We start from the raw sequence: 23,189 nt of genomic DNA, 5'->3' as shown, positions 1-23,189 counted from the left end.
TGCCTTGCGCTTCAATCAACTTCGTTTGAAATAAATAATGTATCAATACATAATTTTCAAACAGAAAGCTCAAAAACCGACTTTTTTGAACAGACTCAACTATTTTAATCTTAACATACATTACTCTGTTCACAGTACAAAAGCGTAATGCGCCTGCCTATCAAAGCGGCAACGCGCGCGTTGCCTATTCGAACGGAAAATGCTCTGACCGATAAAAAGCGCTTCTTGCTTTTTATTCGGGCAGAAATTTTCTCGAGTCGATGGCACATGAAGCTAGACGATTATTCAGCTACTGTTATCCACATTCATAAAAAATATAATTTCCTAAACAACTAAAAAGAGGCCGATCATCCTCATCTGGGATCGGCCTTTCTTTAGCGTTAAATCTGTTTAAAATGTTGGTAAATTATCTAAGTTGTTTTCCTTAATTCCATCTGCGTCACTTCGTAGATGCTCTTCTCCATCTCTTCCACGGAATACATTGACATGTTCAATTTCACCATTTTTGGCCATTTGCTGTGCCTGTTTATAGTCCACCACTTCTCCTGACGATAATTGAAGCTCTACGATGTCTCCTTCGTTGTTCTTCCTAACGGCAGTAACTTTTTGTGCCATGTTATCGCCTCCTTCATTAACTAGCATGTTCCATTTTTGTGAAAAAATACTATTTGAATTCAGTCACTTTTTTTTCTCGAAGAAGGTGCCCTAGAGACAAAGGGATTTCCTTTTATCCAGAAACGCCATGGGTAATTCTTTGCTTCTCCACTGTTGTCGATTCCGATTCGAGGTCCTTCTTCCATACTTCCGGGTGGCTTCCCTTCTGCAATATATAGGGGAGGTTCAAAAAAAGGACGACCATAGTCCTCTTTTACTATCCCCATTGCCTTGGTCAATTTACCTGGGCCGTTCGTGAGGTCCTTTTCTCGTTTATCCTGGCCTCTTCGTTGATACATAAGGTCCATTCCATCGCAAGGTTCCACCGCTCGTATGAGTACTGCTTCAGGGTTTCCTTCTTCCCCGCTAACCACATTTACAAGACAGTGGGTGTGCATAACATATGTATAAACAAATCCAGGGGGGCCGAACATTACTTCCGTCCGTTTTGTCCTTCGGTTTCCGTAGCTGTGAGCCGCTCGATCCCCTGGTCCAATATACGCCTCCGTTTCTACTATCCATCCAGATGTAATACCTTCCTCCGTTTCTTTCACTAGAAGCTTCCCTAACAAATTTTTTGCTAATTCAAGTGTTGGTTGATCAAAAAACTGTTGGTTTAATGGTCTGCTATTCATTGGCTCCTAATTACCACCTTATCCTCTTCTTCCTGTTACTATTTGAAGAAACATCAAATTCTACACAGAGAAATAACCACCCAGAAAAAGGTGGTTATTTCTTGTTACTTTTGAAACTGCACTTGATGAAGATTCGCAAAGATACCACCTTTGTTAAGGAGCTCTTCATGGGTTCCCTCTTCAGCTATACCATCCTCTGTTACTACTACAATTTTATCTGCATTCCGTATAGTTGCAAGTCTATGGGCGATCACTAGTGTTGTTCGATTCTGCGCCAATTCGGACAGTGCCTGTTGAATAATTAATTCTGTTTCTGTATCTAAAGCAGAGGTAGCTTCATCTAAGATAAGAATCGGCGGATTTTTCAAGAACATTCTAGCAATGGCAATACGTTGTTTTTGTCCACCAGAGAGCTTTAAGCCCCTTTCCCCAATTTGTGTTTCATAACCGTCAGGTAAGGAATGAATAAAGTCTTCTAAATGAGCCCGGCGAGCAGCGTCCCTAATTTGTCCCTCTGTAGCATCAAGTTTTCCATAGGCGATGTTTTCTCTCAATGTTCCTGTAAATAAGAATACGTCCTGCTGAACGATCCCAATTTGAGAACGCAGGGATTCCTTCGTCATTTGACGAATATCAAAACCATCGATGGAAATAGAACCTTCGTCAACATCATAAAACCTTGGGATTAAAGAGCATATCGTTGTTTTTCCAGCTCCCGAAGGTCCCACAAAGGCCACTGTTTGTCCCGCCTCAATCTTCAAATTAATGTTGTTTAAAACTGATTTACTGTTATCATATCGAAAGCTAACATTATCAAGCTTTATGTCTCCATGAAGATAGGATACTTCAACAGCATCCTTTCGATTTTGTACCTCAGGTTCCGAGTCAATCATATCCGTAAATCGTTTAAATCCTGCCATCCCTTTCGGGTAAAGCTCCATTAAGGCACTGATCTTATCAATAGGTTTTAACAAGACATTCACATAAAGAATGAAAGCAACAAGCTCCCCATTAGATAGTTGTCCATTAAAGCTCAACCAAGCTCCATAAACAAGAACAGCTAAGGTTATGAATCTCGTGAGCATATAAATGCTTGATAAACTAAAGGCCATCACCTTGTACGATAGGATCTTTGCTTTTCTAAACTTCTTGTTTTGTTTATTAAATCTAGAAATCTCAAATCTTTCATTTGTAAAGGATTGGACCACTCGGACACCAGAAACAGAGTCTTCCACTCTAGCATTTACATCTGCAATATCCCGAAACATTTGCTTCCAAGCTTTATTCATCTGCAGGTTACAAAATACGATAAGGCCAATTAACAATGGAACGATACAAAGGATGACAATGGCCAATTTCACATTGATCGTAAACATAATCCAGAAGGCACCAATGAAGGTCATAATGGCGATAAACATATCTTCAGGGCCATGGTGGGCTAGCTCCCCAATGTCAAAGAGGTCATTTGTGAATCGACTCATAATGTGGCCTGTTTTTGTATTGTCAAAATAACGGAAGGATTGCTTTTGTACATGCTCGAAAAGCTGTTCCCGCATATCTGTTTCAATGTTAATTCCCAGTTTATGGCCCCAATAGTGAACGACATATTGTAAAAATGTGCTTAATCCATAAATAAAAAACAATCCTGCCCCTACCCATAGAATGGTCGACCAATCGCCATATTGCAGTAGATCATCAACAAACCATTGCACAGCTAATGGGAATGCAAGCTCTAAAATGGCTACAAAGACCGCACTGGTAAAGTCGGCGGCAAATAATTTTTTATGTGGTATATAGTAAGACAAAAAACGGCGTATCAAAGCTGCCACTCCCTTATTTTCGAAAACGTATATATGGATTATAGAGGGAACAAGCATATTAATCAATGAAAATTAAATATGTAGATATTTGCAAGACTTTTCATGCCTCCACTAAGCCCCATACGTTCATTACTAAGATCGAAACGTCTCCATTAGGCTTTTTCATCAGGAACACATACCCAGGCAAAACCATACAGTATGGTGAACAATTTAACCTAAACTCATCCGAAAGGAGATTACGATGGAACAGGTTACTTTAACACTTTCACACTGGGTATTCCTTCTTGTTATATTAGCAATTTTTACATTCATGATTTTCCGGCGGGATGTGGTTCTGCCGTCCATTATCGGTACATTTGTATTAGGGTTCATTTATCATATGGATAAACCTTTTATTGATAGTTTTGTCGCCTCCTCACAGGTGGTATTTGAGGCTTTCTTAAATGCAGGTATCACTCTTTTTGATATTATGCTTGTCATCGCCTTAATGGTAGCCATGCTAAAATCCCTCCAGGCCACGGGGGCAGATGTTTTGATGGTATCACCATTAAAACGATTAATGGTTAATCCCACAACCGCCTTTTTCGTATTAGGCGGAGCGATGTATATTGCCGCAACGTTTTTCTGGCCGACGCCAGCCGTTGCCCTTGTTGGTACCGTCCTTATTCCCGTAGCTATGAAAGCAGGCTTACCTGCCATGGGTGCAGCTATTGCCATTAACCTTTTTGGTCATGGAATGGCACTGTCTGGGGATTTAGTCATTCAAGGTGCTACTGGGATTACTTCCTCTGCAGCAGGAGTGAGCTCCGGTGAGATTTTACCGTATACGGCTTTATTTTCATTAACTGTTGGATTGGTGGCCATTACCCTAGCTTATTTTAAAATAAGAAAAGGGATTAAAACAGGTACAATGCAATACATGCAGTCAGAGGAAGCATTAGAAATCGGGGATACTAATAGCATTAAGAAACCAACTAAACAAACGAAGTTCCTTGCAATGTTTGTTCCCTTCGTATTGTTCAGTGTCGTATTTCTAATGCTCTACCGGGCCTTCTTTAACCCAGACGCCGCCATCCAAGGGGGTTCCGCAACTGCATTGCTTGGAGGAACAGCCGTTACTTTATTGCTCATTTCCTCCTTTATCACAACAGGAACGAAATCCTTTGAAAATATCGTAACGCACATTCGTGAAGGATTTTATTTTGCCATCAAGATCTTTGCTCCCATTATTCCAATTGCAGCATTTTTCTTGTTAGGTCACCCAGACCACGCAGAAAAAGTTCTTGGGGAAGGGGCACCAGGATTTTTATTTGATCTAGGGACAGCAATGGCTCACCACATTGATGGCAACCCAATTACAATCGTTGTTGGAATGGTGATTATCGCAATTCTTGCTGGAATGGATGGTTCCGGTTTTTCCGGATTGCCATTAGTTGGGGCACTTGCAGCAGGCATTGGAGGTGGAGCTGGTTTAGATATTGCCGTCCTTGCTTCTATAGGGCAAGTAGCTACTATTTTCGCAGGTGGTGGAACACTGGCAGCATGGGCCTTCGGGGTTGCAGCGGATGCAGGAATAGCAGGTGTCAAACCAATGGATTTAGTCCGGCAAAACTTTATTCCGGTAATGGCAGGTTTATTTATTGCAACCATTATAGCTATATTATTAATATGAATAAAGCAATAGAAGAAAGAGGAACTGCCTAGTTAACCAATCGCTAACTCGTTAAAAAAGGTAAATTATTTTACATGAGAAAGCTAGTACCATTAGAAAGTACAGAAGTGTCGCGTTAACATCTGGATCACGAAATTTTGTGTGGCTAATAAATCTATACAACTATACCGCAAGGTTAACCGCGGGAGACGAATTTTATAAAACAAAATAAAATGGTAGCAGGACCCGTATGGCCTGCTACCATTTATACTTTTATGACTATATTTTTTGAGAAATAAGCTTTAACTAGACTTAAACAATTGCTTAAATCGGCCAGGTACCTTTCCTGCACTTTAACGTACCAGATCCTTTACATGTTCTACACTTCATTTTTATTCCTCCTATTTATCCATAGTAGGAGCAGAAGCTAGGAAGTAATTCTACGTTAATATGCCATGTGCTATAAAAATTTTGGACACTATTTACCATTTTTAAATGAATATTTTGTGACACTACTTCCCTTCTTCATATTCTGTTAAAATAAAAAGTAAATTCCCCTTTGAATGGAGAGTTAAATAATGAAAAATAGAAAATTAGTAATTACACATAACATTCAACAAGATTTAGTGGAGAAGGTGAAAGAAGTCATTCCTGATTGGGAGATCATTGTGGGCAGGGATCGTGACATCTGGGAAAACCACATAGAGGATGCTGAGATTATTGCCGGATGGAAGAAGGGTATAGAAAAGGAATGTTTACATGAAAATTCAAAGCTCCGTTGGCTGCAAAGCTGGAGTGCCGGTGTTAATAGCATGCCTTTGGAAGAAATCGAAAATAGAAATGTGATTTTAACTAGTGCCAATGGCGTCCACGCCTTTCCCATCTCTGAAACAATCTTTGCATTAATTCTTGGATTAACTAGGAAGATACATAGCTATGTCCGAAATCAGCAAACAAAGACATGGGACCATGCTAATCTAAACCTTGAAATCCATGGGAAGACAATAGGAATTTTAGGGATTGGGGCCATTGGAAAAGAAACTGCAAAAATAGCAAAGGCCTTCGGAATGCATGTAATAGGCATTCGTCATTCCTCTAAAGAGGAAGAAAATGTGGATGAGATGTATACGACTGAACAACTAAATGAGGTTCTCCCACGATGTGACTATGTGGTGGTTACATTGCCATTAACAAAGGATACCTTCCATTTATTTGACTCAGAACAATTTCAATTAATGAAAGACGCTGCTTTTTTCATAAATATTGGCAGGGGAGAAATTGTGAATGAAGAGGCCCTTACCTATGCTTTAGTGAATGAGCAAATCGGCGGAGCTGGACTGGATGTATTTGAGAAAGAGCCATTGCCAGAAAGCAGTGTTTTATGGGAACTGGATAATGTTATTATTACCCCCCATACCGCTGGATCCACAGAACATTATGCAAAAAGGTTATTCGAAGAAATATTTATACCAAATTTAAAAGATTATTTAGCAGGAAAGACACCATCCATTAATGTAGTGGATTATAAAAAAGGCTATTAATGTATCTTTAGCAGATGATTTTACAAAAATATAATAGGCTCTGTTGAAAAGTTAACCTTATTATTTTTTACATAGGAGGAAGGAAACTTGAATATTATTCACGCACATTTAAAGATAAGACCAGAATATCGGGAGCAATTTCTAACTCATGTACAAGCACTGATCCGTGGATCACAAGGGGAAGAAGGAAATATTAGTTATGAGCTTTATGAGCATACTAATGAGCCAAATACCTTTGTTATGGTAGAAGAGTGGAAGGATATGGAATCTATTCACTTTCACAATGCAACCTCGCACTTTAAGGAATTTGGGGAGATAGCAAAGGATTTCTTTCAAGAACCTCCGAGAGTGGTTACATTTGAGGCGTCTCCTACATCCCAGTGATAATAGCAATTGAGATAGTTGTAGGACAATAAATTAATTAACTATCATTTTAGACACCTAATTAGTACATAGCTAGGTGTCTTTAACTGTCTTCATGGAACAGGTATGCTTGCTTCAATTCCTTTACCTGTTTCATAAACTCCTTATGAAACAGGTAACTCTCTTTCTTCTCCCCTTTCCCGTTCCATAAATGCATTATGAAACAGGTATTACCCTTCCCTCCCCCTTTCCCGTTCCATGAACGTATTATGAAACAGGTATCAACCTTCCCTCCCCCTTTACCTGTTCCATAACTTGCTTTATGAGACAGGTAACTTCCTTCCCTCTTCCCTTACCTGCTTCATAAACGCAGATGCCAGATTCGACAAAGTACTTAACTTTGTTCTTATAAAAAAATGGAGTTGAGCCGAATGCCTGTTACATTCGGTTATCAACTCCATTTTTGGCTAGAAGAAAGTTATCCTAGAATTTCCTCTATTTTAGCTTGAACTTCTGCTGATAGGGAAACATCGATTGCTTTTACATTTTGTTCTACTTGCTCCGGTTTGCTGGCACCTATCAATGCGCTGGCTACATTTGGCTGTCGTAAAATCCAAGCTAAAGCTAGTTCAGGTAATGTAATTTCTAATTCGCTGGCTATTTGTTCTAGTTGACCTACTTTCGTAAACACATCTTCATTTAGCATTCCTGTAATGAAATTATTAATAGATTCATTGGATGCTCGGCTACCCTGTGGAACCTGGCCACCTTTATACTTACCTGTTAACACACCTTGAGCTAATGGAGAGAATACTACCTGACCAACACCATATTTTTCGCTGACAGGTATAACTTCCTTTTCAATATAGCGATTTAGCATATTATAAACTGGCTGATTTACGACAATTCGATCTAATAGAAATTTATCCGCTACTCGCATAGCCTCTTCAATTTGTGCAGCACTCCATTCACTAACTCCGGCATAGAGAATTTTTCCTTGACGAATAAGGTCATCAATCGTACGTAAAGTTTCTTCCACTGGTGTTTCTGGGTCATAGCGATGACAGTAAAAAATGTCCACATAGTCTAAATTCATTCTCTTTAAGCTTGCATGCAACTGCTCTGTCACATGCTTTCTAGATAACCCACGATCGTTTGGACCTTCCCCCATCGGCCAAAAGGCTTTTGTAGTAATCACATATGATTCCCGTGGATATTCCTTTAACGCTTGGGCCATTACCCGTTCCCCTTCGCCTCTCTCGTAAACGTTGGCAGAGTCGAAGAAATTAATTCCTAATTCGTACGCTTTATGTATCGTTCTTTCTGCGATGTTGTCTTCTACAGTCTTTCCGTACGTTAACCAGCTTCCTAAACTGATTTCACTAACCTTCAAACCTGTTCTTCCTAACCTTCTGTATTTCATTCCAAACGGCCTCCCTCTTAATCTCGGATTAGATAGTAATGAAGAATACTACAAAATCTATTTTACTTGAAACCGCTTCAAAATGAAAAAATTGTGAATTATTTTAAAAAATAGAGAGACTGTTCAAAAAGCTCAAAAACCGAACTTTTTGAACAGTCTCTATTAGAAGAATGCGTGATACAGGCTTGTGACGGCTTGATCTACTTGGTCCGCATCTACACCAAACATCATACTAACCTCAGATGAGCCTTGGTTGATCATCTTAATATTTATTCCAGCCTCCATTAAAGCCGTTGTTGCTTTTGAGGCGATTCCAACCGTTTTCGCCATTCCTTCGCCTACAACCATCACCATGGCAAGGTCCTTTTCCACTTGAACATCATCCACTAGGAGTTCATTACGAATGCGTTGGAGGATTTTCTCTTCATTCCCGTTCTCCAATTGGTTTTCCCGTACAATAACAGACATATTATCTATCCCTGAAGGAGTGTGTTCATAAGAAATATGTTCATCCTCCAAAATTTCTAATAAATGGCGGCCAAAGCCAACTTCTCTGTTCATCAAGTATTTTGTAATATTAATACTGCAGAAACCTTTATCACTGGCAATTCCAACAACTGGATATCCGTTTACTGTTCTGCTTCCCACTATTCGAGTTCCAGGTGCTTCCGGGTGGTTCGTGTTTTTTACACAAACAGGAACTCCTTTACTTACCACTGGCTGAAGTGCTTCATCATGGAAGACGGAAAAGCCTGAGTAGGCCAGCTCTCGCATTTCACGATAGGTGAGCTCCTTAATTTCCCGAGGATTGTTAACTAGGTTAGGATTCACACTATAAATGGAATCCACATCTGTGAAATTCTCGTATTCATCCGCTTCTACACCTGCTGCTATAATGGAGCCAGTAATATCCGACCCACCCCTTGGGAAGGTTACGATATGCCCCTGTTTTGAATAGCCAAAAAAGCCTGGAATAACTAAAATACCTTCACGGTCTCTTAAGGAAGCAATTTTTTCATAAGCCTCTGGAAGAATTCTCGCATTCCCTGGCTCGTTTGTCACGACCATCCCTGCCTCTTTCGGGGAGACATATGAAGCTTCCATCCCTAGTGAGCTTAAATATGCGGCCATAACCTTCGCATTATTATTCTCACCACTCGCCTTAAGGGCATCCATTAGCCGGTCTTCATCCTGCTGGTACTCCTCAATCAAGTCAATTAATCCATCACGGATTGTTTCCACAAGAGATTTATCAAGATTCAGTTCTGAGATAATCTCCTCATACCGGTCCATCACTAATTGAAGCGATCTAGGATTATAGGTCTCTTCCGTGACACTTTTGGCAAGACTGATGAGTAAATCAGTCATTTTAATATCATCATCATAACGTTTCCCCGGTGCTGATACGATAACAATTCGTCTGTCTGAATCATCTGTAATAATTTTTCCTACCTTTTGAAACTGCTGGGCACTGGCTAGTGAGCTACCGCCAAACTTTACAACCTTCATAAACCCTACTTCCTTTCCGCATACCTGTATAAAAATAAAATCAATTAATTTTTCACAAGGAATTTTAAAATAAAGTATACTAGAATCTTTCATTAAAGTCACGATAATTCAGAAATATCTCCCCATTGGAAATATCGTCCTTTTCCCTTTACAATTAAGGGACAAGAGGGATACCTTTAAAGGAGACAAATGGGGGAATGATACTCATATGATGTCATCCTTAATTTCAATACATAAGGGGATGTTTAGATGGTAAAAAAATATAAACGTATCCTAATCATGACTGCTGTAGAAGTGGAAAGGGAGGCTGTATTGGTAGGTCTTGAAGCTAATAATAGTTTTGAAGTTGCCATAGCAGGGGTAGGACCGGCCTCAGCAGCTGCAAGAACAGCATCTCAATTAGCTACGGAAGACTATGACCTGGTAATTAGCGCTGGCATTGGAGGTGGCTTTGCAGGAAAAGCTCCTTTGGAATCCATAGTAGTTGCAAAAGAAATTATTGCCGCTGATCTCGGTGCCGAAACTGGAGAAGGTTTCTCCAGTGTAGAGGAACTAGGCTTTGGGTCTTCTAAGATTGCTGTCGATTCTAGATTAGTGGAGAAGGTTACCAAGGCCATGGAAGGAACGGAGCTTTCCGTTAATAATGGATCTATTCTAACTTTATCTACCGTTACTGGTACGCTAGAAACGGCTTTACAATTGCAAGCTAGGTTCCCGGACGCTGCGGCAGAAGCAATGGAGGGGTTTGGGGTGGCCACAGCTGCTAAGGACCGGGAGATTCCCATTTTAGAAATACGCGCCATTTCTAATCCCATTGGACCTAGGGATAGGGAGGCTTGGCGCATTAAAGAAGCATTACAATCATTAAGAAAGGCATGTTCAGTATTACCGGAGGTGTTGACATGAAAATCATATTTTCCCCCTGCCCAAACGATACATTTGTTTTCCATGCGTTAGTCCATGGATTAATTCCTGGGACGCCAAAGTTTGATGTAGAGTACGCAGATATTAATATTACAAATAATCTAGCTGTAGAAGCAGATAAAGCAGATATTATGAAAATATCCTACGCAGCCTTACCATATATTCATTCAGATTATGTACTCATCCCTTGCGGTGGTGCCCTAGGGAGAGGCTGCGGTCCACTGGTTTTAACAAAAGAAGCAGGGGATGCTTTTGCTTTAACAGGTAAGCGTATCGCTGTCCCAAGTGAACGCTCCACTGCTTATTTACTGTTTCGATTATGGGCAGCCCAGCAGGTGCCTGGTGGAGTTGGTGAAATTGTCGTCATGCCATTCCATGAAATTATGCCGGCAGTCCGGGACGGAAAAATTGACGGGGGGCTCGTTATCCATGAAGCCCGTTTCACTTATCCATCTTACGGGTTGAACCTATTAAGGGACCTTGGAGATTGGTGGGAAGAAGATACAGGACTCCCCATCCCATTAGGAGCGATTATCGCGAAGCGCTCCTTGAATGTAGATGAAATAGCAAAATGGATTCGGGCTTCCGTTGAATATGCGTGGGAGCATCCAGAAGCTTCCCGAGACTACGTCATGGCGCACGCTCAGGAAATGTCTCCTGAAGTGGCTGAAGCCCATATTGATTTATATGTAAACGAGTTTACTGCCGAACTAGGGAAAGATGGGTACGGTGCCATTAAAGCATTATTGGACAGAGCCGCAGAGGAAGGGCTCGTGCCACCAGTTGATTTTAAAGAGCTACAAGGAAAATAGAAAGGCATATAAACAATTATAAAGAAAAGACCCCTGAATCTAACTAGGATTTCAGGGGTTGTTTACATTATTATTCAGATACGATTCTTAAATCAACTCCGTGTGGATCACCAGCTAAATCCAGTTCAATTAGCTTTACCTTTGTTTTTGTTTCTACATCAATGATCGATACACCTGGAGTATCCCCTGCCATGTCGTGTGTACCTGTAGCAGGTTCCGGTCCACGTAGAGAAATATAGGCGTACTTACCATCTGGACTAAATACCATTAGGTCTGGAGCATCTCCAACGAATTCAATATGATCCACAACCTCAAATGTTGTTGGATCGATAATTGCAGCATCATCCGTCACACGATTAAGCATCCATAGGAATTGGTCATCTGGAGTGAATGCCACACCATGTGCATCAATTCCACCAGTTTCACCAGTAAAAATGATCTCATCTGTCTCTACGTCAATCACATAATATTCTGCTAGTTCTGTAGAACCTGAGTTAGCAAACATGTACTTACCGTCTGGCGATAAAATCGTTCCACATCCATGTGTACCTACCTGAGTTTTATCAAATGCTTTGATTACTTCAAAGTTCTCTACATCAAAAACAAATAAACCGCCACCACCAAGGGTAACATATGCTTTGCTTCCGTCAGCCGTATATTGCAGGCAGATTGGTCGATTATTAGGGAAAGCTTCTTCGTCTTGCAGCAATTCTACTTCCGTTAAATCTATGTGTCTACCAACAGTGAACTCTTCATTCTCTTTATCTATTAAAACCTCTGTCATGGATTGACCTGGAGTGTTGGCAACAAGCACCCGCTTTCCATCTGGACTGGGGATGGCCGCGTGTGCCCCTTCATCCGTTTCTAAAGTTGTAACTACTTGTCTATCAGAAGCACGAATGACGGACATGGTCCCAGACCCCATGTTGGCGACATAAGCATATTCCCCTTCTTCGTCAAAGACGAGCATATGAGGTTTATCCCCAACATCCGCAAAATCGATCGTTTCAACGATTTCATGTGTAGCACCATCGATAATGTGAATTTCATTTAAACCTTGGTCTGCAATCCAGACTTCGTAGCTTACTTCTGGCGTTTCTTCTACTGCAGATCCATCCTCCTCTGCATCTTCCTCTGTACCCTCAGCATCGGAATCGGTTTCCTCTTCTGTTGCAGGTTCTTCCGCAGGTCCCTCTTCCTGAGAGGTTTCATCCGTTCCACAAGCCACTAGGGTAAGTAAGAAAAAAACGAATGTGACGCTAAAAAATAATTTACGCAACATGTGTACAACCCCTTTTCTACTATTATTCTGATAATCCTTAGCTGTTTACTAAGTTTTATGTATTACGGTTATAAAGTATACCAGTACAGTGTTAATATTGTAAATATAGTAATACGATTTTTTTTGAAAAATTTGTTAGTTGTGTTAATGGAAAGTCTTCGTTGATGGAGAGTTTTAGGAGTTAAATAGGAAAGAGGCTGGGACATAACTAAAGTGTTTAGATGAAAATACGAACAGTGTATTATCATAGCGGAGGAAATATACGTAGACTCCTGCGGGAGCAAAGGCAAAGGTGAGACCACACGTGCGTAAGCACGAGGGGGCTCACCAGCCACCCGCGGAAAGCGAAGTATATTTCCGAAGCGATTTAAATGCTTCGTTCGGAATTCTCATTGACAAAACGCTTTTGTCCCAGCCTTGTTTTTTCGTTGCTCATGTTTTCAGAATCACTTTACGATCCTATCTTTGTTCAAAAATTTCATACTCTAATTCCAGACAGGGGATCCCACAGATTTTCATTTTGTGGGTTGCTCGAAGCCTTCCAGAACTTCCATCCACCACTTGAATGTGAAATGTCTCAGAAATGGGAAGCCTTACTGTTATCCCTTGTCCCACGGTGAGATATATTCCTTCATGACCCTTTTCATCAGCAATTTTTTCACTAGTTAATAATAGTCCATTTTCTTCATCGTTATCAGGGCGGAGAATTCCTGTCATGACAGACCATGGTAGTGGCAAAGCTATATTCATATACCTTTTCCCATTGTATACATGATAGGAATAGACGGCCACAAAAATAGTTTCTCCTGTTTCCTTATCTTCCCGAAGCCATACTCTTGGTGCCTCTCGCCCATCGGCTACGTCTAAAATGGGAAAAACTGCCCCTACCATTTCTTGTTTCCTAACCACATCTCTGTGTGGTTCGAGATGAAGCTGACCAAACCTACCTGTTAATTCATGATAAACACGTGATAAAAACCGAAATCCTCGCCTCCAGCTTGTTTTTGCGATCAACCTAAACGGCTGAGTGTCTTCATAAAATCTACGGATACGGAAATCTACCTTTTGTGGATGAAACTTGTCATTCTCAAACATGGCAAAGCTATCCACAAGGCCCCTTACAGCAGGGGGATTCTCCCTTACTTTATATTTATCCATATAGGAGGAACCAACGTACTTTTTCCCCCTTAACTTACTCACAGGGAAACTATAGTAATTATCCCGAGACGGGGGGGCAAGGAAAATCCAGCCTAATACACCCAATAATCCATACCCAAAGGCATTGCCCACTCCATGAAAAATAACCATATCGGGGATAGTCAATATTACAGGTCCAAAGGTGTTTCCATAGCTGTACAAATAAGAAAGGCTCATGGTTCCTAATAAAGCCAATGATGATATGATCACAGCTAACCTTCCAAAGCTAGCTCCTTTCCCTTTAAGCATAACTATTATCGTTCCAATTCCTAACCAATATAGGACTAGCACGTATAAGACAACTGCCATATACTCTAGGACTCCGCCAAAATTAATTCCAGCAGCCACAACCATCGGACCTGAAATAACGCCAATTGCCACAATAGGAAAGCCCGGCCACTTTATTTTTTCCGTATAAAGATACCGCCCTAGCATGCCTGTGAAAATGGGGACAAGGAAGGCGGAGTAATGAAAGTGAATGGCCGTAAGAAGTACGATTACTGACGGAAAGGGGAGTCCTTCCACGTCAAAACGGTGGAGGACAAGCCACACACCTCCTAAAACGACATAAATAAAGGCAATATCAATGAGGGCCTCATCTAAAGGTTTCCATCCCCTTGCCAAAAGTCGAACCACTCCATATCCGGCCAGCATGAAAGTGTACAAGAACCAACCTACAGCTAGAAACCCGGCTAACATTCCAGGTTCATAAATGACACTGAATGTACCTAAAACGGCAAAGGGGTAATGACAAATACTAACGAGCTTCAGTGATTTAAAAGGTTTTCCTTCCACTGTAACTGTATTGGTTAAAAGCAAAGTAAGGGGAACCAGTACTAGAAAGGCAAAGGATAGGAGTATTTCAATGTTTCCCATGGAATACAAAAGAGAAAGAGCAGCCCAGGTGGCGGCTCCTAAACAAGCTTGAATTTTCATTATTTTTTCCACTGTTATCTACTCCCGCTTTTCATATCTTCCTGGAAAAAAATCTTTCCGTTCCTTTAGATTTCTTGTGGATATAAAGGATAGGTGAAAGGACCCACTATATTCAATAAGCAAACCGAATAACGGGTGCCTCACTTCTACATGTATAGAAACCTCGCTTCCTTCTATTACTTCTTCTTTGATTTGTGCTGTTGGCCCAGCCCATTTCGGTGAATGTACGCGCATTCCCCCTAGCCACAAATAGGGAATTTCCGAGACAATATTCAGTCCCCCTGTTTCGGTCACATAGAAATTTAATGGAGAGATAAGGCGTTGTTTATTACCTAAGAAGTCAATGATTCCGTGCTTTTGTTCACTGTAGATCATAGTGGCATCAAAGGCTCTTGTTATTTTAGGAAAATAAAACCGTCGGATCCAAGCCACCGTTTCCCGGCCAAAGGGATCTTTATAGGCTGCATTTTCTATTTTAAAAGGAATATTCGTCCCTCGCTCTGGAAAAAAAAGATGTCGCGCCGCACCAAGGGAAAATAACGGCCTCATCCACGACTTCCCCCCTTGAATATAGGTCATTGTCCCTTCTCCTATTGCTATTTCCTCTGATTCACTATGTAAAGAAAACTTACGTTGCAGTAATGGATGAAGCTGATGAAAGTTATCCCCTAATACCCGTTCATAAATGGATTTCATTTCGACGGCCTCCTCCAACAGTTTCTCGCTTGTGGAAGGTCACGTAAATTAAGCCATCCAACTATTCCAAGTAAAATCATTCCGATATTTAGCGTTGCTGGATTAAATGGTTCAAGAAATAGGTATGGATTGGTGAACAAGGCTCCCAGCCCTAATAATGCTACAGCCATACTAGAGACTAAAAACAAGCCCACTTTACGTATTGGGAATAAAAATAGCAGACCCACTATTATTTCAAGTATTCCAATACTGAAAACAACTTCCCTTTCGAATCCAGGAAAGAAGCCTGTTTGTTCTATGAGAGCTAATTCCCCCGTTTCCGGAAAAAGAATTTTCGGAACTAGCCCCTGATAAATCCAAATAAAGGCGAGGGCAAAACAAATAAAAATATGAGTTAGAAGCCGTCGGAAGGATTGTTCTGGGGGAATTTGTTTTTCAATCCAAAGCTTCATGGCATCGAAGCTCCACGCTGTTGCCCAGCCTATCATGGGACGAAAGATCAAACGATCTATAATGGTTCCTAATGCCCCAAACCTAGTGGAATAATCGTATTTAGTATAAAAACGAATTCCTCCCTCTTCAGGTTCATACTTCCAAAAGCCACTTCCTTTTTTTATTAACGAAAGCTTCTGCTCTGTACCGAACTCTAAAGAAGACACTCGGCTGCCGTCACTTAACTCTTTCTTCCCCCTGCTCCGTCCTTCACCAACAATGGATATACCAAAACCTATGTTAGTTTTATATAGAAATGGTTGTATACTTCCTTCCTTAGGTAAATAGGTAATGCTCGAAAATCGCAAATCCCAACGTTCATGAAGCTTCGGTTCTTGTGTATATTTCCAAATCGTTTCCAACGGTCCGTTTATTTTTGTTTCTACGTAAATAGGGTTTCCTTTAAGCACTCTACCACACTCAGTTCTCCATTAAGTTATGGGTGTTCGTATCCACTTCACTGCTTCTTTGGAGTGGAAGAAATACCTCTACTGTAGTTCCCTTGTTCTCTTCACTTTGAACGGTTAATGACCCGCCATGGTTTTCTATAATCTTCTTACTAACCATAAACCCTAAACCTGTCCCTTTTTCTTTTGTTGTATAAAATGGTTCTCCTAATTTTTTTAACAGGTTACTTGGAATACCGAATCCTTGATCTATAAATTGTATATTAATGCCTTTGTCATTTACATTGGAAACTTTGATACGTAGTAATCCCCCTTTTGGCATTGCCTCAATAGCGTTTTTTATAAAATTAATACATACTTGTTTAATTTGATTTTTTTCGCAAAAAATAAGTTGTGCATTATTTTCAAATTCCGTCTCGATGGTTACGTTATTTAAAATAGCTTGAGTTTGTAATAAAACCGCTACCTCTTCTATTAAGGAAGTAATATCCGCTTGAGTAACCCTGACATCTTGTGGTTTCGCTAAAATAAGTAATTCACTAATAATAAGCTCGATTCTGCTAATCTCCTTTAAAATAATATCAAAATATTTTAATCTCGAGGAAAATTCCTTATCTCGGTTCATTAGCTGAATAAATCCTTTAATAGCTGTCATTGGATTCCGGATTTCATGGGCAATTCCTGCGGCAAGCTGTCCTGCAACAGACAATTTCTCTGAGTTTCTCAACACTTCTTCAGCAAGCTTAGCCTCTGTAACATCCCTCAAGGTGATTGCCCAGCCATTTAGTTCGCCCTTTTCATCCTCCGTTGGAAAACCAGAAATATCCACATCTAATATATCCCCGTCCCGCGTTTTTCTTTTCGATTTAATCCCTTTAAACTTTGCCCCACTTTTAAGGGTGTCAAGATTGATTTTCACCTTTTCTGTATACTTCTCAGGAATTAATTCTAAATGCAGGTGATCTTGTCCAATTATCTCTTCTCTGGACCAACCATATGTAGTTTCAAAAGCTTCATTTACTTTAAGTAACTTTCCATTTTTATTAAAAATGAGGATAGGGTCCACATTATTATCAATAAAAGACTCTAATTGCGTCTTTGCTTGCTTTAAAGCTGCCTCTGCCGCTTTTTGCTTTGAAATATCCTTAGCTATACCATATACCCCAACCACTTCATTGTTAATCATGATCGGTGCATTCACTACATCGAGTATAATTGCTCTCCCCTGTTTATTAATCCCAGAAGCCTCATAACGTTGAACATTCCCTGCTACCGCACCAGCAAAATGCTTCTCAACCTTTTTTAAATCTTCCTTTTCTATAAGGAAACGAAAATTTATACCATCCTGAACAATCTCTTTATAGGTATAGCCAGTAATCTTCTCAAAGCTTTTATTAATAGAAGTATAATTTCCTTGTAAATCTACTATAAAGCACATGTCTGGATTATTTTCAAAAAGAGATTTGTACCTTTTTTCATTCAGCCTTAAACGTTCTTCCACGGATTTTCTATGGGTGATATCTCGAGTAAAAGTTAGGATCTCCGTTACTTGACCATTTTCTCCTATAATTCCTTTACCGGCTGATTCAAACCATCGATACTCCCCTGATTTAAGTTTCATTCGGAAGGTTAATTTATGAAACTCTCCTTGGTTGAGAACTATTGTTAAATGTTTTTCCAATACGGCAATATCATCTGGATGACATAGGTCGAGGGGAGAAACTCCAATAAGCTCATCTTGTGTATAGCCTAATAAATTCACACAAGCAGGAGAAACATAGGTATAATCCCCGTTTAGGGCATGTTTAGATATTTTATCTAAGGAATTATCTGTAATTAACTGAAACTGTTTTCCCATCTCCCTTAGTTTTTCTTCTGTTTCCTTTTTGTCACTTATATCATTTAATTGTGATAAAAAATAAAGGGGATCTCCCTCTGCATCCCTTATTAATGTAACGTTTAATAATCCCCAAACAATCTCGCCGTTTTTATGTATAAACCTTTTTTCAATTTGATAAGAATCTCGAAGTCCTTCCAAGGATTCATTTATAACTTTATAACTTCTCTGTATGTCTTCCTTGTGGGTATAGTTGGAAAAACTAATATTGGTTAACTCTTCTTCTGTATAACCAAGAATCGTACTAACGGCCTTATTGCATTTAATTACCCTACCATCTAACGATACCATTGCCATACCTACTGTCGTATTTTGAAAGGCATGCATGTACATAATTTGCTCTTCCATTTTCAGTGAATGTTGGTTTATCAATACATGGTCCCCCCTAACATTGGCTCTTTAATTATATTATCTTATAAAATGGGGGGAAAAGGGAACATTATGTCGGAATTTTTCTTTAATTTTACAGAAAAATTTATGAAAAAATACCCCCGTAGAAATTACTACGGGGGTATTTTGCCTTCTATTTCAATTAACGAGATCCACCTAGTTGTTGCTCCGCCATTTGAACAAGGCGCTTAGTGATTTCTCCACCTACAGAACCGTTAGCTCTGGAAGTAGTGTCTGCTCCTAACTGTACTCCAAATTCCTGTGCAATTTCATACTTCATTTGATCCAATGCTTGTTGAACTCCAGGTACTAACAATTGATTGTTATTGTTTGAACGTGCCATGTCAACATTTCTCCTTTCGAAAATTGGATTCTGATTATGAAATCAGTGTAGTCATAGTGTTTAAGATAATAAAAAAATATATTCAGGTAATGTTATCCAATTTTCCTTACTAGGTTGTTTTCTAAACGATTATTGTTTCCCACATTATTGAGGCTTGGATAAGCTACAGGCGTAATGTCACCGTCCTGGTTCCGGTGGGCAACGCTTCAGCCTTCATAAAGAATCAACTTTGGCAATTGGGATAGTAAAGTTTTTTCTAGAGGAGATTATATCCATCTCTTCATGAAAAAATCTGGTAAGATATGTATTACCATTAAGTGAATTTTTCTTAAAGTAAAAGGTTAAAGTATCGTTGAGGTTACGAAAGAAGGAGGAACTTTGTTATGGATAACACACACGAATTCGTACAAGATCTGCAGGAAAAGCAGAGAAAGGACGAACAGAATAAAAACCGTCAAGGTCATAGACACGCGAGTAAAAAGCTACCTAATAAACAGCACAGTACAAATAAATAAATTAAAAACCATGATCGTATTTTTGATCATGGTTTTTTCAACTATGTGTTAGGTTAAAATATCACTCGAATTCGTTACAGGCGGATCAATGTCGCCACCATGGCTCCCGCGGGAGTCGCCGCCTTTCACTCCTTCGAGTTAATCCAGCATATTATAAGTTGTATTATTTTCCCAAAGAATTCATAATAATAGGTGACTATTTGTGTGAGGTGGTGAGGAACTTGGGACGTCGAATTAGACATATTCAAAGATATCGAGATATTGGCAAAGCCTTTGCACGGAATGGTTTTGGATTTATCGCTAAGGAATTAGGCCTTATTGAAATGCTTAATATACCAAAAAGGTTATTAATTAAAGATACGAGAGAGGTTCACTCTAAAACGACCGGGGAACGAATCCGCTTATTTTTAGAAGATCTAGGACCTACTTTTATAAAAATGGGGCAATTAGCAAGTACTCGACCTGACATCTTTCCTCCAGACACGATTGAAGAGCTAGAAAAACTTCAAGACCAAGTCACTCCTTTACCTTTCGAAGAAATAAAACAAGTGTTGGAACTAGAATTAAATGCCCCTATTGAGACACTCTTTCAAAGCTTTCATGAAACTCCGTTAGCAACGGCCTCCATAGGACAAGTTCACTATGCTGTTTTACATAGTGGAGAGTCCGTTGCTATTAAAATACAACGTCCAGAGATTAGTGATTTAGTGAAAACAGACTTAGAAATTTTGCAGCATATCGCTATACTCGCAGATAGTAGAACCGAGTGGGGAAGAAGATATGGCATACAGGAAATCATCAATGAGTTTTCCAAGTCCTTGCGAATGGAATTAGACTACTTAAATGAAGGGCGAAATGCAGAGAAAATCTCGAAGCAATTTGAAGATAACAAGGGAATTTTTATTCCTAAAGTTTTTCGGGAGTATTCCTCAGAGAAAATATTAACGATGGAATATATAAAAGGAATGAAATTAAGCGACAGAGCCTTAACAAAAGAAAATGGATTTAACCGAAAAATAGTAGCAGATCGTTTTGTTCATGCTATCTTCCATCAAATTTTGATGGAAGGCTTTTTCCATGGTGATCCACATCCAGGTAATATATTCGTTTTACCTGACAATGTAGTTGCCTTTATGGATTTCGGGATGGTAGGTCGTCTTACACCAAGGATGAAGGACCATATTGCCTCTCTTATTATCTCCATGATGGGAAGAAACATAGATGGACTTATTAAAGCCATTACCCAAATGGGTGTCATTCCAGATGAAGTTAACAAAGATCTATTAAGGGCTGACTTAGAGGACCTTCAAGATAAATATTATGATGTCCCATTTAGTCAAATTAGTCTTGGTGAGGCAGTAAATGACCTATTTTCGGTCGCCTTTGAGCATGATATTCGTATTCCAACTGACTTAACCCTATTAGGGAAGACATTACTTACTGCCGAAGGAATTACGGAGAAACTAGATCCTGAAATAAGTATTGTGAAGGTAGCGGAACCATTTGGAAAAAGATTATTGAAGGAACGCTATCATCCGAAAAATATCGCAGAGAAATTTTTAAGAAATACAATAGAATATGGGGAAATGCTCAAGGATTTACCCCGAAGTGTGGACGATATGACAACCATGATAAAAAAAGGGAAATTACGAATGGAATTTAGCCTTCCCGATTTAGAGCGAGTATTAAGTAAATTAGATCATATCAGTAATCGGCTATCCTTTAGTATTGTATTGTTGGCCTTTAGTATTATTATGACTGGTCTAATCATTGGGTCTTCATTTGGAAGACAATCTACAATCATATGGGAGATTCCTGCAATAGAAATCGGATTTGGTGTAGCGGCAATAATGCTAATTTGGCTGTTTTACGCCATTTTTAAATCAGGGAGATTTTAGAAAAGAGGGTGACACAAAAGGTTAAATACATACCTTTTGTGTCACCCTCGAAGTATTTGCGACGAGTGAAGCAAATACCATCTTTAGCTATAACTTACGGGCCGCTCAATATTGTTTAACAACAGCACAGTTTTCTTTATAAAAACATAAGGTATAAAAAACATAAAATGAGGTGGAATAATGATCCTCTCACTTTACAGCATAATTATGTTTCATCTCGTTAGTCTTTTTATCTTTTCAGGTATGGGTAAGCTACTTTCCTTGAAAGATTTCGTTCATCACATTATAAATTTTGAAGTGTTACCTAAACGCCTTTCCCTGTTATATGCCAGTTTAATTCCTTTCCTTGAAATCCTTGGAGCTGTTTTCTTACTATTTGATCCAACTAGAATGTATGGGCTGGCTATTATCCTTTCTCTACTGATAAGTTTTTCCTATGGGATCCTACGTATCTTAAAATCTGGAAAAAAGACTAATTGCAACTGTTACGGTAAATGGATGGATACAAAGGTGGATTACTTCACTTTAGGCAAAGTAATCTATCTACTTGGCTTGACCGTTTTCATTCTTCTTTTGTATTTAAATGGGCTAGTGTACTCTTCCGCCAATATTGGAATTGGATTATTTTTAACACTACTCACACTTGCGGCACATAAAGTATGGCAAGTGTATAAAGAAACAATGAGACAACTAAAAAATAAGGAGCGTTTTTCTTAAATGGAATCCTTTATCTTTTATTCTGTAATCCTTCTTTGGGTACTTACATTATTCCATTCTTTTTTATTACTTCTGCTGTTTAGGCAATTTGGAGAGGTATATTTAAGCTCTGGTGATGGTATTTCCAGGGATGGACTGGCAATTGAAGATTCCATTCCTAAGTATACTGTTTTTTCCATAAGTCAAAAGAAAGAAGTGTCATTGGAGGAGTTAGTAACGAAGCCATCCGTTATTTTGTTTCTTTCTCCTAATTGTAAGCCATGTCAAGAAATGATCACAGATTGGAATTATACAGAAGCAGAGTACAAAGGAAGGATTAATTTTATTACTATCATTGTGGGAGAGGAAAAAAAACTCCGATCCATGTTAAATAAAAATGTTATTGGCGGAGAAATTCTTTGGGATAAAAACAAAGAGCTCTTTTACCTCTTTAAAGTACGTGTCACACCATTTGCGTTTGTTGTAGACGAATATGGGGGCGTTAAAGATAAAGGGTTATGTGGCAGGAAGGAACAACTGGAATTATACCTAGATTCTGTCAAAGTCAATAAAAATTAGGGAGGGATACTTTCTATGTATGGTACATTGAGCTATAAAAGTAAACTATTCTCAGAGAAAATAGCAAAATACTTGCGGAAGAGCGCTTATGTGGATATATACTTTAACGATTTGTTTTACTCAATGATGCACTTTTTCAGGAGTCCTTTTGGTGGAAGCAGAGCCTCAAGCTCTTGGTGTGAGATCCAGAAAAATTTAGGCTATTGCCAACAGCCAAATGGACTATTCTGCTCGGAAGAGTGTAGGAGTGGATATGGGTTAACAACGAGATGTCCACAAGGATTTCAACCATCACACGCTTGGGGCTTCCGAATAACTGGCTGTTGGTGTGACACCTACCAAGGGAGAAGTGTTGTCTGTTGCGATTGTACACCTATTACCAATTCCCCATATTCCCCATCGACTGCTGATTGCGGTTGTATGCACTTTCTTGATCAATAGGGGGCGCGGAATCATGGAATTCATACTTATTGCTTTACTGGCAATGGTTTCTGGGACGATTACCGTCAAATCTGCTTGAGGAATTAAT

Annotated in this window: 21 protein-coding genes; 10 read left to right on the top strand and 11 right to left on the bottom strand. The window is 39.5% G+C overall.

From position 1 onward, the window contains the following. Positions 1-390: 390 nt before the first annotated feature. The 3 genes from J2S74_RS20945 to J2S74_RS20935 form a co-directional block, all read right to left on the bottom strand. Positions 391-615: a DUF3892 domain-containing protein gene (locus J2S74_RS20945; RefSeq protein WP_307329621.1), complete on the bottom strand. Its 225-nt coding sequence runs from the start codon at positions 613-615 to the stop codon at positions 391-393. A 59-nt stretch (positions 616-674) separates the two neighbouring features. Further along, positions 675-1,289 carry a DNA-3-methyladenine glycosylase gene (locus tag J2S74_RS20940; RefSeq protein ID WP_307329618.1) on the bottom strand — a complete coding sequence of 205 codons (615 nt, stop codon included), beginning with the start codon at positions 1,287-1,289 and terminating at the stop codon, positions 675-677. A gap of 104 nt (positions 1,290-1,393) precedes the next feature. Then, positions 1,394-3,109: an ABC transporter ATP-binding protein gene (locus J2S74_RS20935; protein WP_307329614.1), complete on the bottom strand. Its 1,716-nt coding sequence runs from the start codon at positions 3,107-3,109 to the stop codon at positions 1,394-1,396. 241 nt (positions 3,110-3,350) lie between these two features. On the opposite strand from J2S74_RS20935, the gene J2S74_RS20930 reads away from it, so the two are divergent. The 3 genes from J2S74_RS20930 to J2S74_RS20920 all read left to right on the top strand — a co-directional run bounded on the left by J2S74_RS20930 (position 3,351) and on the right by J2S74_RS20920 (position 6,685). Beyond that, positions 3,351-4,781 (top strand): hypothetical protein, encoded by a 1,431-nt coding sequence (locus J2S74_RS20930; RefSeq protein ID WP_307329611.1) that lies wholly within the window; start codon positions 3,351-3,353, stop codon positions 4,779-4,781. Positions 4,782-5,338: 557 nt separating this feature from the next. Further along, positions 5,339-6,301, top strand: a complete 963-nt coding sequence (locus J2S74_RS20925) for a D-2-hydroxyacid dehydrogenase (protein WP_307329608.1) — start codon at positions 5,339-5,341, stop codon at positions 6,299-6,301. An 87-nt stretch (positions 6,302-6,388) separates the two neighbouring features. Next, on the top strand, positions 6,389-6,685 hold the full coding sequence (locus J2S74_RS20920; protein WP_307329605.1) for a putative quinol monooxygenase: 297 nt from the start codon (positions 6,389-6,391) through the stop codon (positions 6,683-6,685). 457 nt (positions 6,686-7,142) lie between these two features. Here the strand turns inward: J2S74_RS20920 and J2S74_RS20915 are convergent, their stop codons facing one another. Both J2S74_RS20915 and J2S74_RS20910 read right to left on the bottom strand, forming a co-directional pair. Further along, complete coding sequence (locus J2S74_RS20915; protein ID WP_307329602.1) at positions 7,143-8,087, bottom strand: aldo/keto reductase family protein; 945 nt, start codon at positions 8,085-8,087, stop codon at positions 7,143-7,145. Between the two features lie 162 nt (positions 8,088-8,249). Then, positions 8,250-9,596 (bottom strand): aspartate kinase, encoded by a 1,347-nt coding sequence (locus J2S74_RS20910; RefSeq protein WP_307329600.1) that lies wholly within the window; start codon positions 9,594-9,596, stop codon positions 8,250-8,252. Positions 9,597-9,845: 249 nt separating this feature from the next. On the opposite strand from J2S74_RS20910, the gene J2S74_RS20905 reads away from it, so the two are divergent. Both J2S74_RS20905 and J2S74_RS20900 read left to right on the top strand, forming a co-directional pair. Next, positions 9,846-10,502, top strand: a complete 657-nt coding sequence (locus J2S74_RS20905) for a futalosine hydrolase (protein ID WP_307329597.1) — start codon at positions 9,846-9,848, stop codon at positions 10,500-10,502. Beyond that, on the top strand, positions 10,499-11,332 hold the full coding sequence (locus tag J2S74_RS20900) for a 1,4-dihydroxy-6-naphtoate synthase (protein WP_307329595.1): 834 nt from the start codon (positions 10,499-10,501) through the stop codon (positions 11,330-11,332). The genes J2S74_RS20905 and J2S74_RS20900 overlap by 4 nt, the downstream gene beginning before the upstream one ends. 70 nt (positions 11,333-11,402) lie before the next feature. Here J2S74_RS20900 and J2S74_RS20895 read toward each other — a convergent pair whose 3' ends face one another. From J2S74_RS20895 to J2S74_RS20870, 6 genes are all read right to left on the bottom strand, one after another. Further along, positions 11,403-12,614 carry a YncE family protein gene (locus J2S74_RS20895; RefSeq protein ID WP_307329593.1) on the bottom strand — a complete coding sequence of 404 codons (1,212 nt, stop codon included), beginning with the start codon at positions 12,612-12,614 and terminating at the stop codon, positions 11,403-11,405. A 459-nt stretch (positions 12,615-13,073) separates the two neighbouring features. Then, on the bottom strand, positions 13,074-14,759 hold the full coding sequence (locus tag J2S74_RS20890; RefSeq protein ID WP_307329589.1) for a YndJ family protein: 1,686 nt from the start codon (positions 14,757-14,759) through the stop codon (positions 13,074-13,076). A gap of 6 nt (positions 14,760-14,765) precedes the next feature. Next, on the bottom strand, positions 14,766-15,443 hold the full coding sequence (locus tag J2S74_RS20885) for a DUF4166 domain-containing protein (protein WP_307329586.1): 678 nt from the start codon (positions 15,441-15,443) through the stop codon (positions 14,766-14,768). Beyond that, positions 15,440-16,345, bottom strand: a complete 906-nt coding sequence (locus J2S74_RS20880; RefSeq protein WP_307329583.1) for a DoxX-like family protein — start codon at positions 16,343-16,345, stop codon at positions 15,440-15,442. The genes J2S74_RS20885 and J2S74_RS20880 overlap by 4 nt, the downstream gene beginning before the upstream one ends. A gap of 10 nt (positions 16,346-16,355) precedes the next feature. Next, entirely contained in the window at positions 16,356-18,611 is a 2,256-nt protein-coding gene (locus J2S74_RS20875; RefSeq protein ID WP_307329578.1) for a PAS domain-containing sensor histidine kinase, read from the bottom strand. A gap of 160 nt (positions 18,612-18,771) precedes the next feature. Continuing rightward, positions 18,772-18,972: an alpha/beta-type small acid-soluble spore protein gene (locus J2S74_RS20870; RefSeq protein ID WP_307329573.1), complete on the bottom strand. Its 201-nt coding sequence runs from the start codon at positions 18,970-18,972 to the stop codon at positions 18,772-18,774. 383 nt (positions 18,973-19,355) lie between these two features. On the opposite strand from J2S74_RS20870, the gene J2S74_RS20865 reads away from it, so the two are divergent. From J2S74_RS20865 to J2S74_RS20845, 5 genes are all read left to right on the top strand, one after another. Next, the gene (locus J2S74_RS20865) at positions 19,356-19,487 is read left to right on the top strand and encodes a DUF4023 domain-containing protein (protein ID WP_307329570.1); all 132 of its coding nucleotides are present in this window, start codon (positions 19,356-19,358) and stop codon (positions 19,485-19,487) included. A 323-nt stretch (positions 19,488-19,810) separates the two neighbouring features. Beyond that, a complete protein-coding gene (locus J2S74_RS20860; RefSeq protein WP_370876047.1) occupies positions 19,811-21,385 on the top strand; it encodes an ABC1 kinase family protein in 1,575 nt (524 codons plus the stop codon). A gap of 180 nt (positions 21,386-21,565) precedes the next feature. Beyond that, positions 21,566-22,102, top strand: a complete 537-nt coding sequence (locus tag J2S74_RS20855) for a MauE/DoxX family redox-associated membrane protein (RefSeq protein WP_307329564.1) — start codon at positions 21,566-21,568, stop codon at positions 22,100-22,102. Next, positions 22,103-22,660 (top strand): TlpA family protein disulfide reductase, encoded by a 558-nt coding sequence (locus J2S74_RS20850; RefSeq protein WP_307329562.1) that lies wholly within the window; start codon positions 22,103-22,105, stop codon positions 22,658-22,660. It abuts the gene before it with no gap. Between the two features lie 328 nt (positions 22,661-22,988). Continuing rightward, entirely contained in the window at positions 22,989-23,180 is a 192-nt protein-coding gene (locus tag J2S74_RS20845) for a hypothetical protein (RefSeq protein ID WP_307329559.1), read from the top strand. Positions 23,181-23,189 lie beyond the last annotated feature (9 nt).

Source organism: Evansella vedderi (assembly GCF_030813435.1).
In the GTDB taxonomy this organism is placed as follows: Bacteria; Bacillota; Bacilli; order Bacillales; family Salisediminibacteriaceae; genus Evansella; species Evansella vedderi.
Note: the sequence above shows the minus strand (reverse complement) of the source record. Positions and strands in the feature narration are given on the sequence as shown.

Bases quoted from the DNA above. Each gene is read 5' to 3' on its own strand.
- J2S74_RS20945 (WP_307329621.1), bottom strand. From the start codon at position 615: ATGGCACAAAAAGTTACTGCCGTTAGGAAGAACAACGAAGGAGACATC.
- J2S74_RS20940 (WP_307329618.1), bottom strand. From the start codon at position 1,289: ATGAATAGCAGACCATTAAACCAACAGTTTTTTGATCAACCAACACTT.
- J2S74_RS20930 (WP_307329611.1), top strand. From the start codon at position 3,351: ATGGAACAGGTTACTTTAACACTTTCACACTGGGTATTCCTTCTTGTT.
- J2S74_RS20925 (WP_307329608.1), top strand. From the start codon at position 5,339: ATGAAAAATAGAAAATTAGTAATTACACATAACATTCAACAAGATTTA.
- J2S74_RS20915 (WP_307329602.1), bottom strand. From the start codon at position 8,087: ATGAAATACAGAAGGTTAGGAAGAACAGGTTTGAAGGTTAGTGAAATC.
- J2S74_RS20910 (WP_307329600.1), bottom strand. From the start codon at position 9,596: ATGAAGGTTGTAAAGTTTGGCGGTAGCTCACTAGCCAGTGCCCAGCAG.
- J2S74_RS20905 (WP_307329597.1), top strand. From the start codon at position 9,846: ATGGTAAAAAAATATAAACGTATCCTAATCATGACTGCTGTAGAAGTG.
- J2S74_RS20900 (WP_307329595.1), top strand. From the start codon at position 10,499: ATGAAAATCATATTTTCCCCCTGCCCAAACGATACATTTGTTTTCCAT.
- J2S74_RS20895 (WP_307329593.1), bottom strand. From the start codon at position 12,614: ATGTTGCGTAAATTATTTTTTAGCGTCACATTCGTTTTTTTCTTACTT.
- J2S74_RS20885 (WP_307329586.1), bottom strand. From the start codon at position 15,443: ATGAAATCCATTTATGAACGGGTATTAGGGGATAACTTTCATCAGCTT.
- J2S74_RS20870 (WP_307329573.1), bottom strand. From the start codon at position 18,972: ATGGCACGTTCAAACAATAACAATCAATTGTTAGTACCTGGAGTTCAA.
- J2S74_RS20865 (WP_307329570.1), top strand. From the start codon at position 19,356: ATGGATAACACACACGAATTCGTACAAGATCTGCAGGAAAAGCAGAGA.
- J2S74_RS20860 (WP_370876047.1), top strand. From the start codon at position 19,811: ATGCTTAATATACCAAAAAGGTTATTAATTAAAGATACGAGAGAGGTT.
- J2S74_RS20855 (WP_307329564.1), top strand. From the start codon at position 21,566: ATGATCCTCTCACTTTACAGCATAATTATGTTTCATCTCGTTAGTCTT.
- J2S74_RS20850 (WP_307329562.1), top strand. From the start codon at position 22,103: ATGGAATCCTTTATCTTTTATTCTGTAATCCTTCTTTGGGTACTTACA.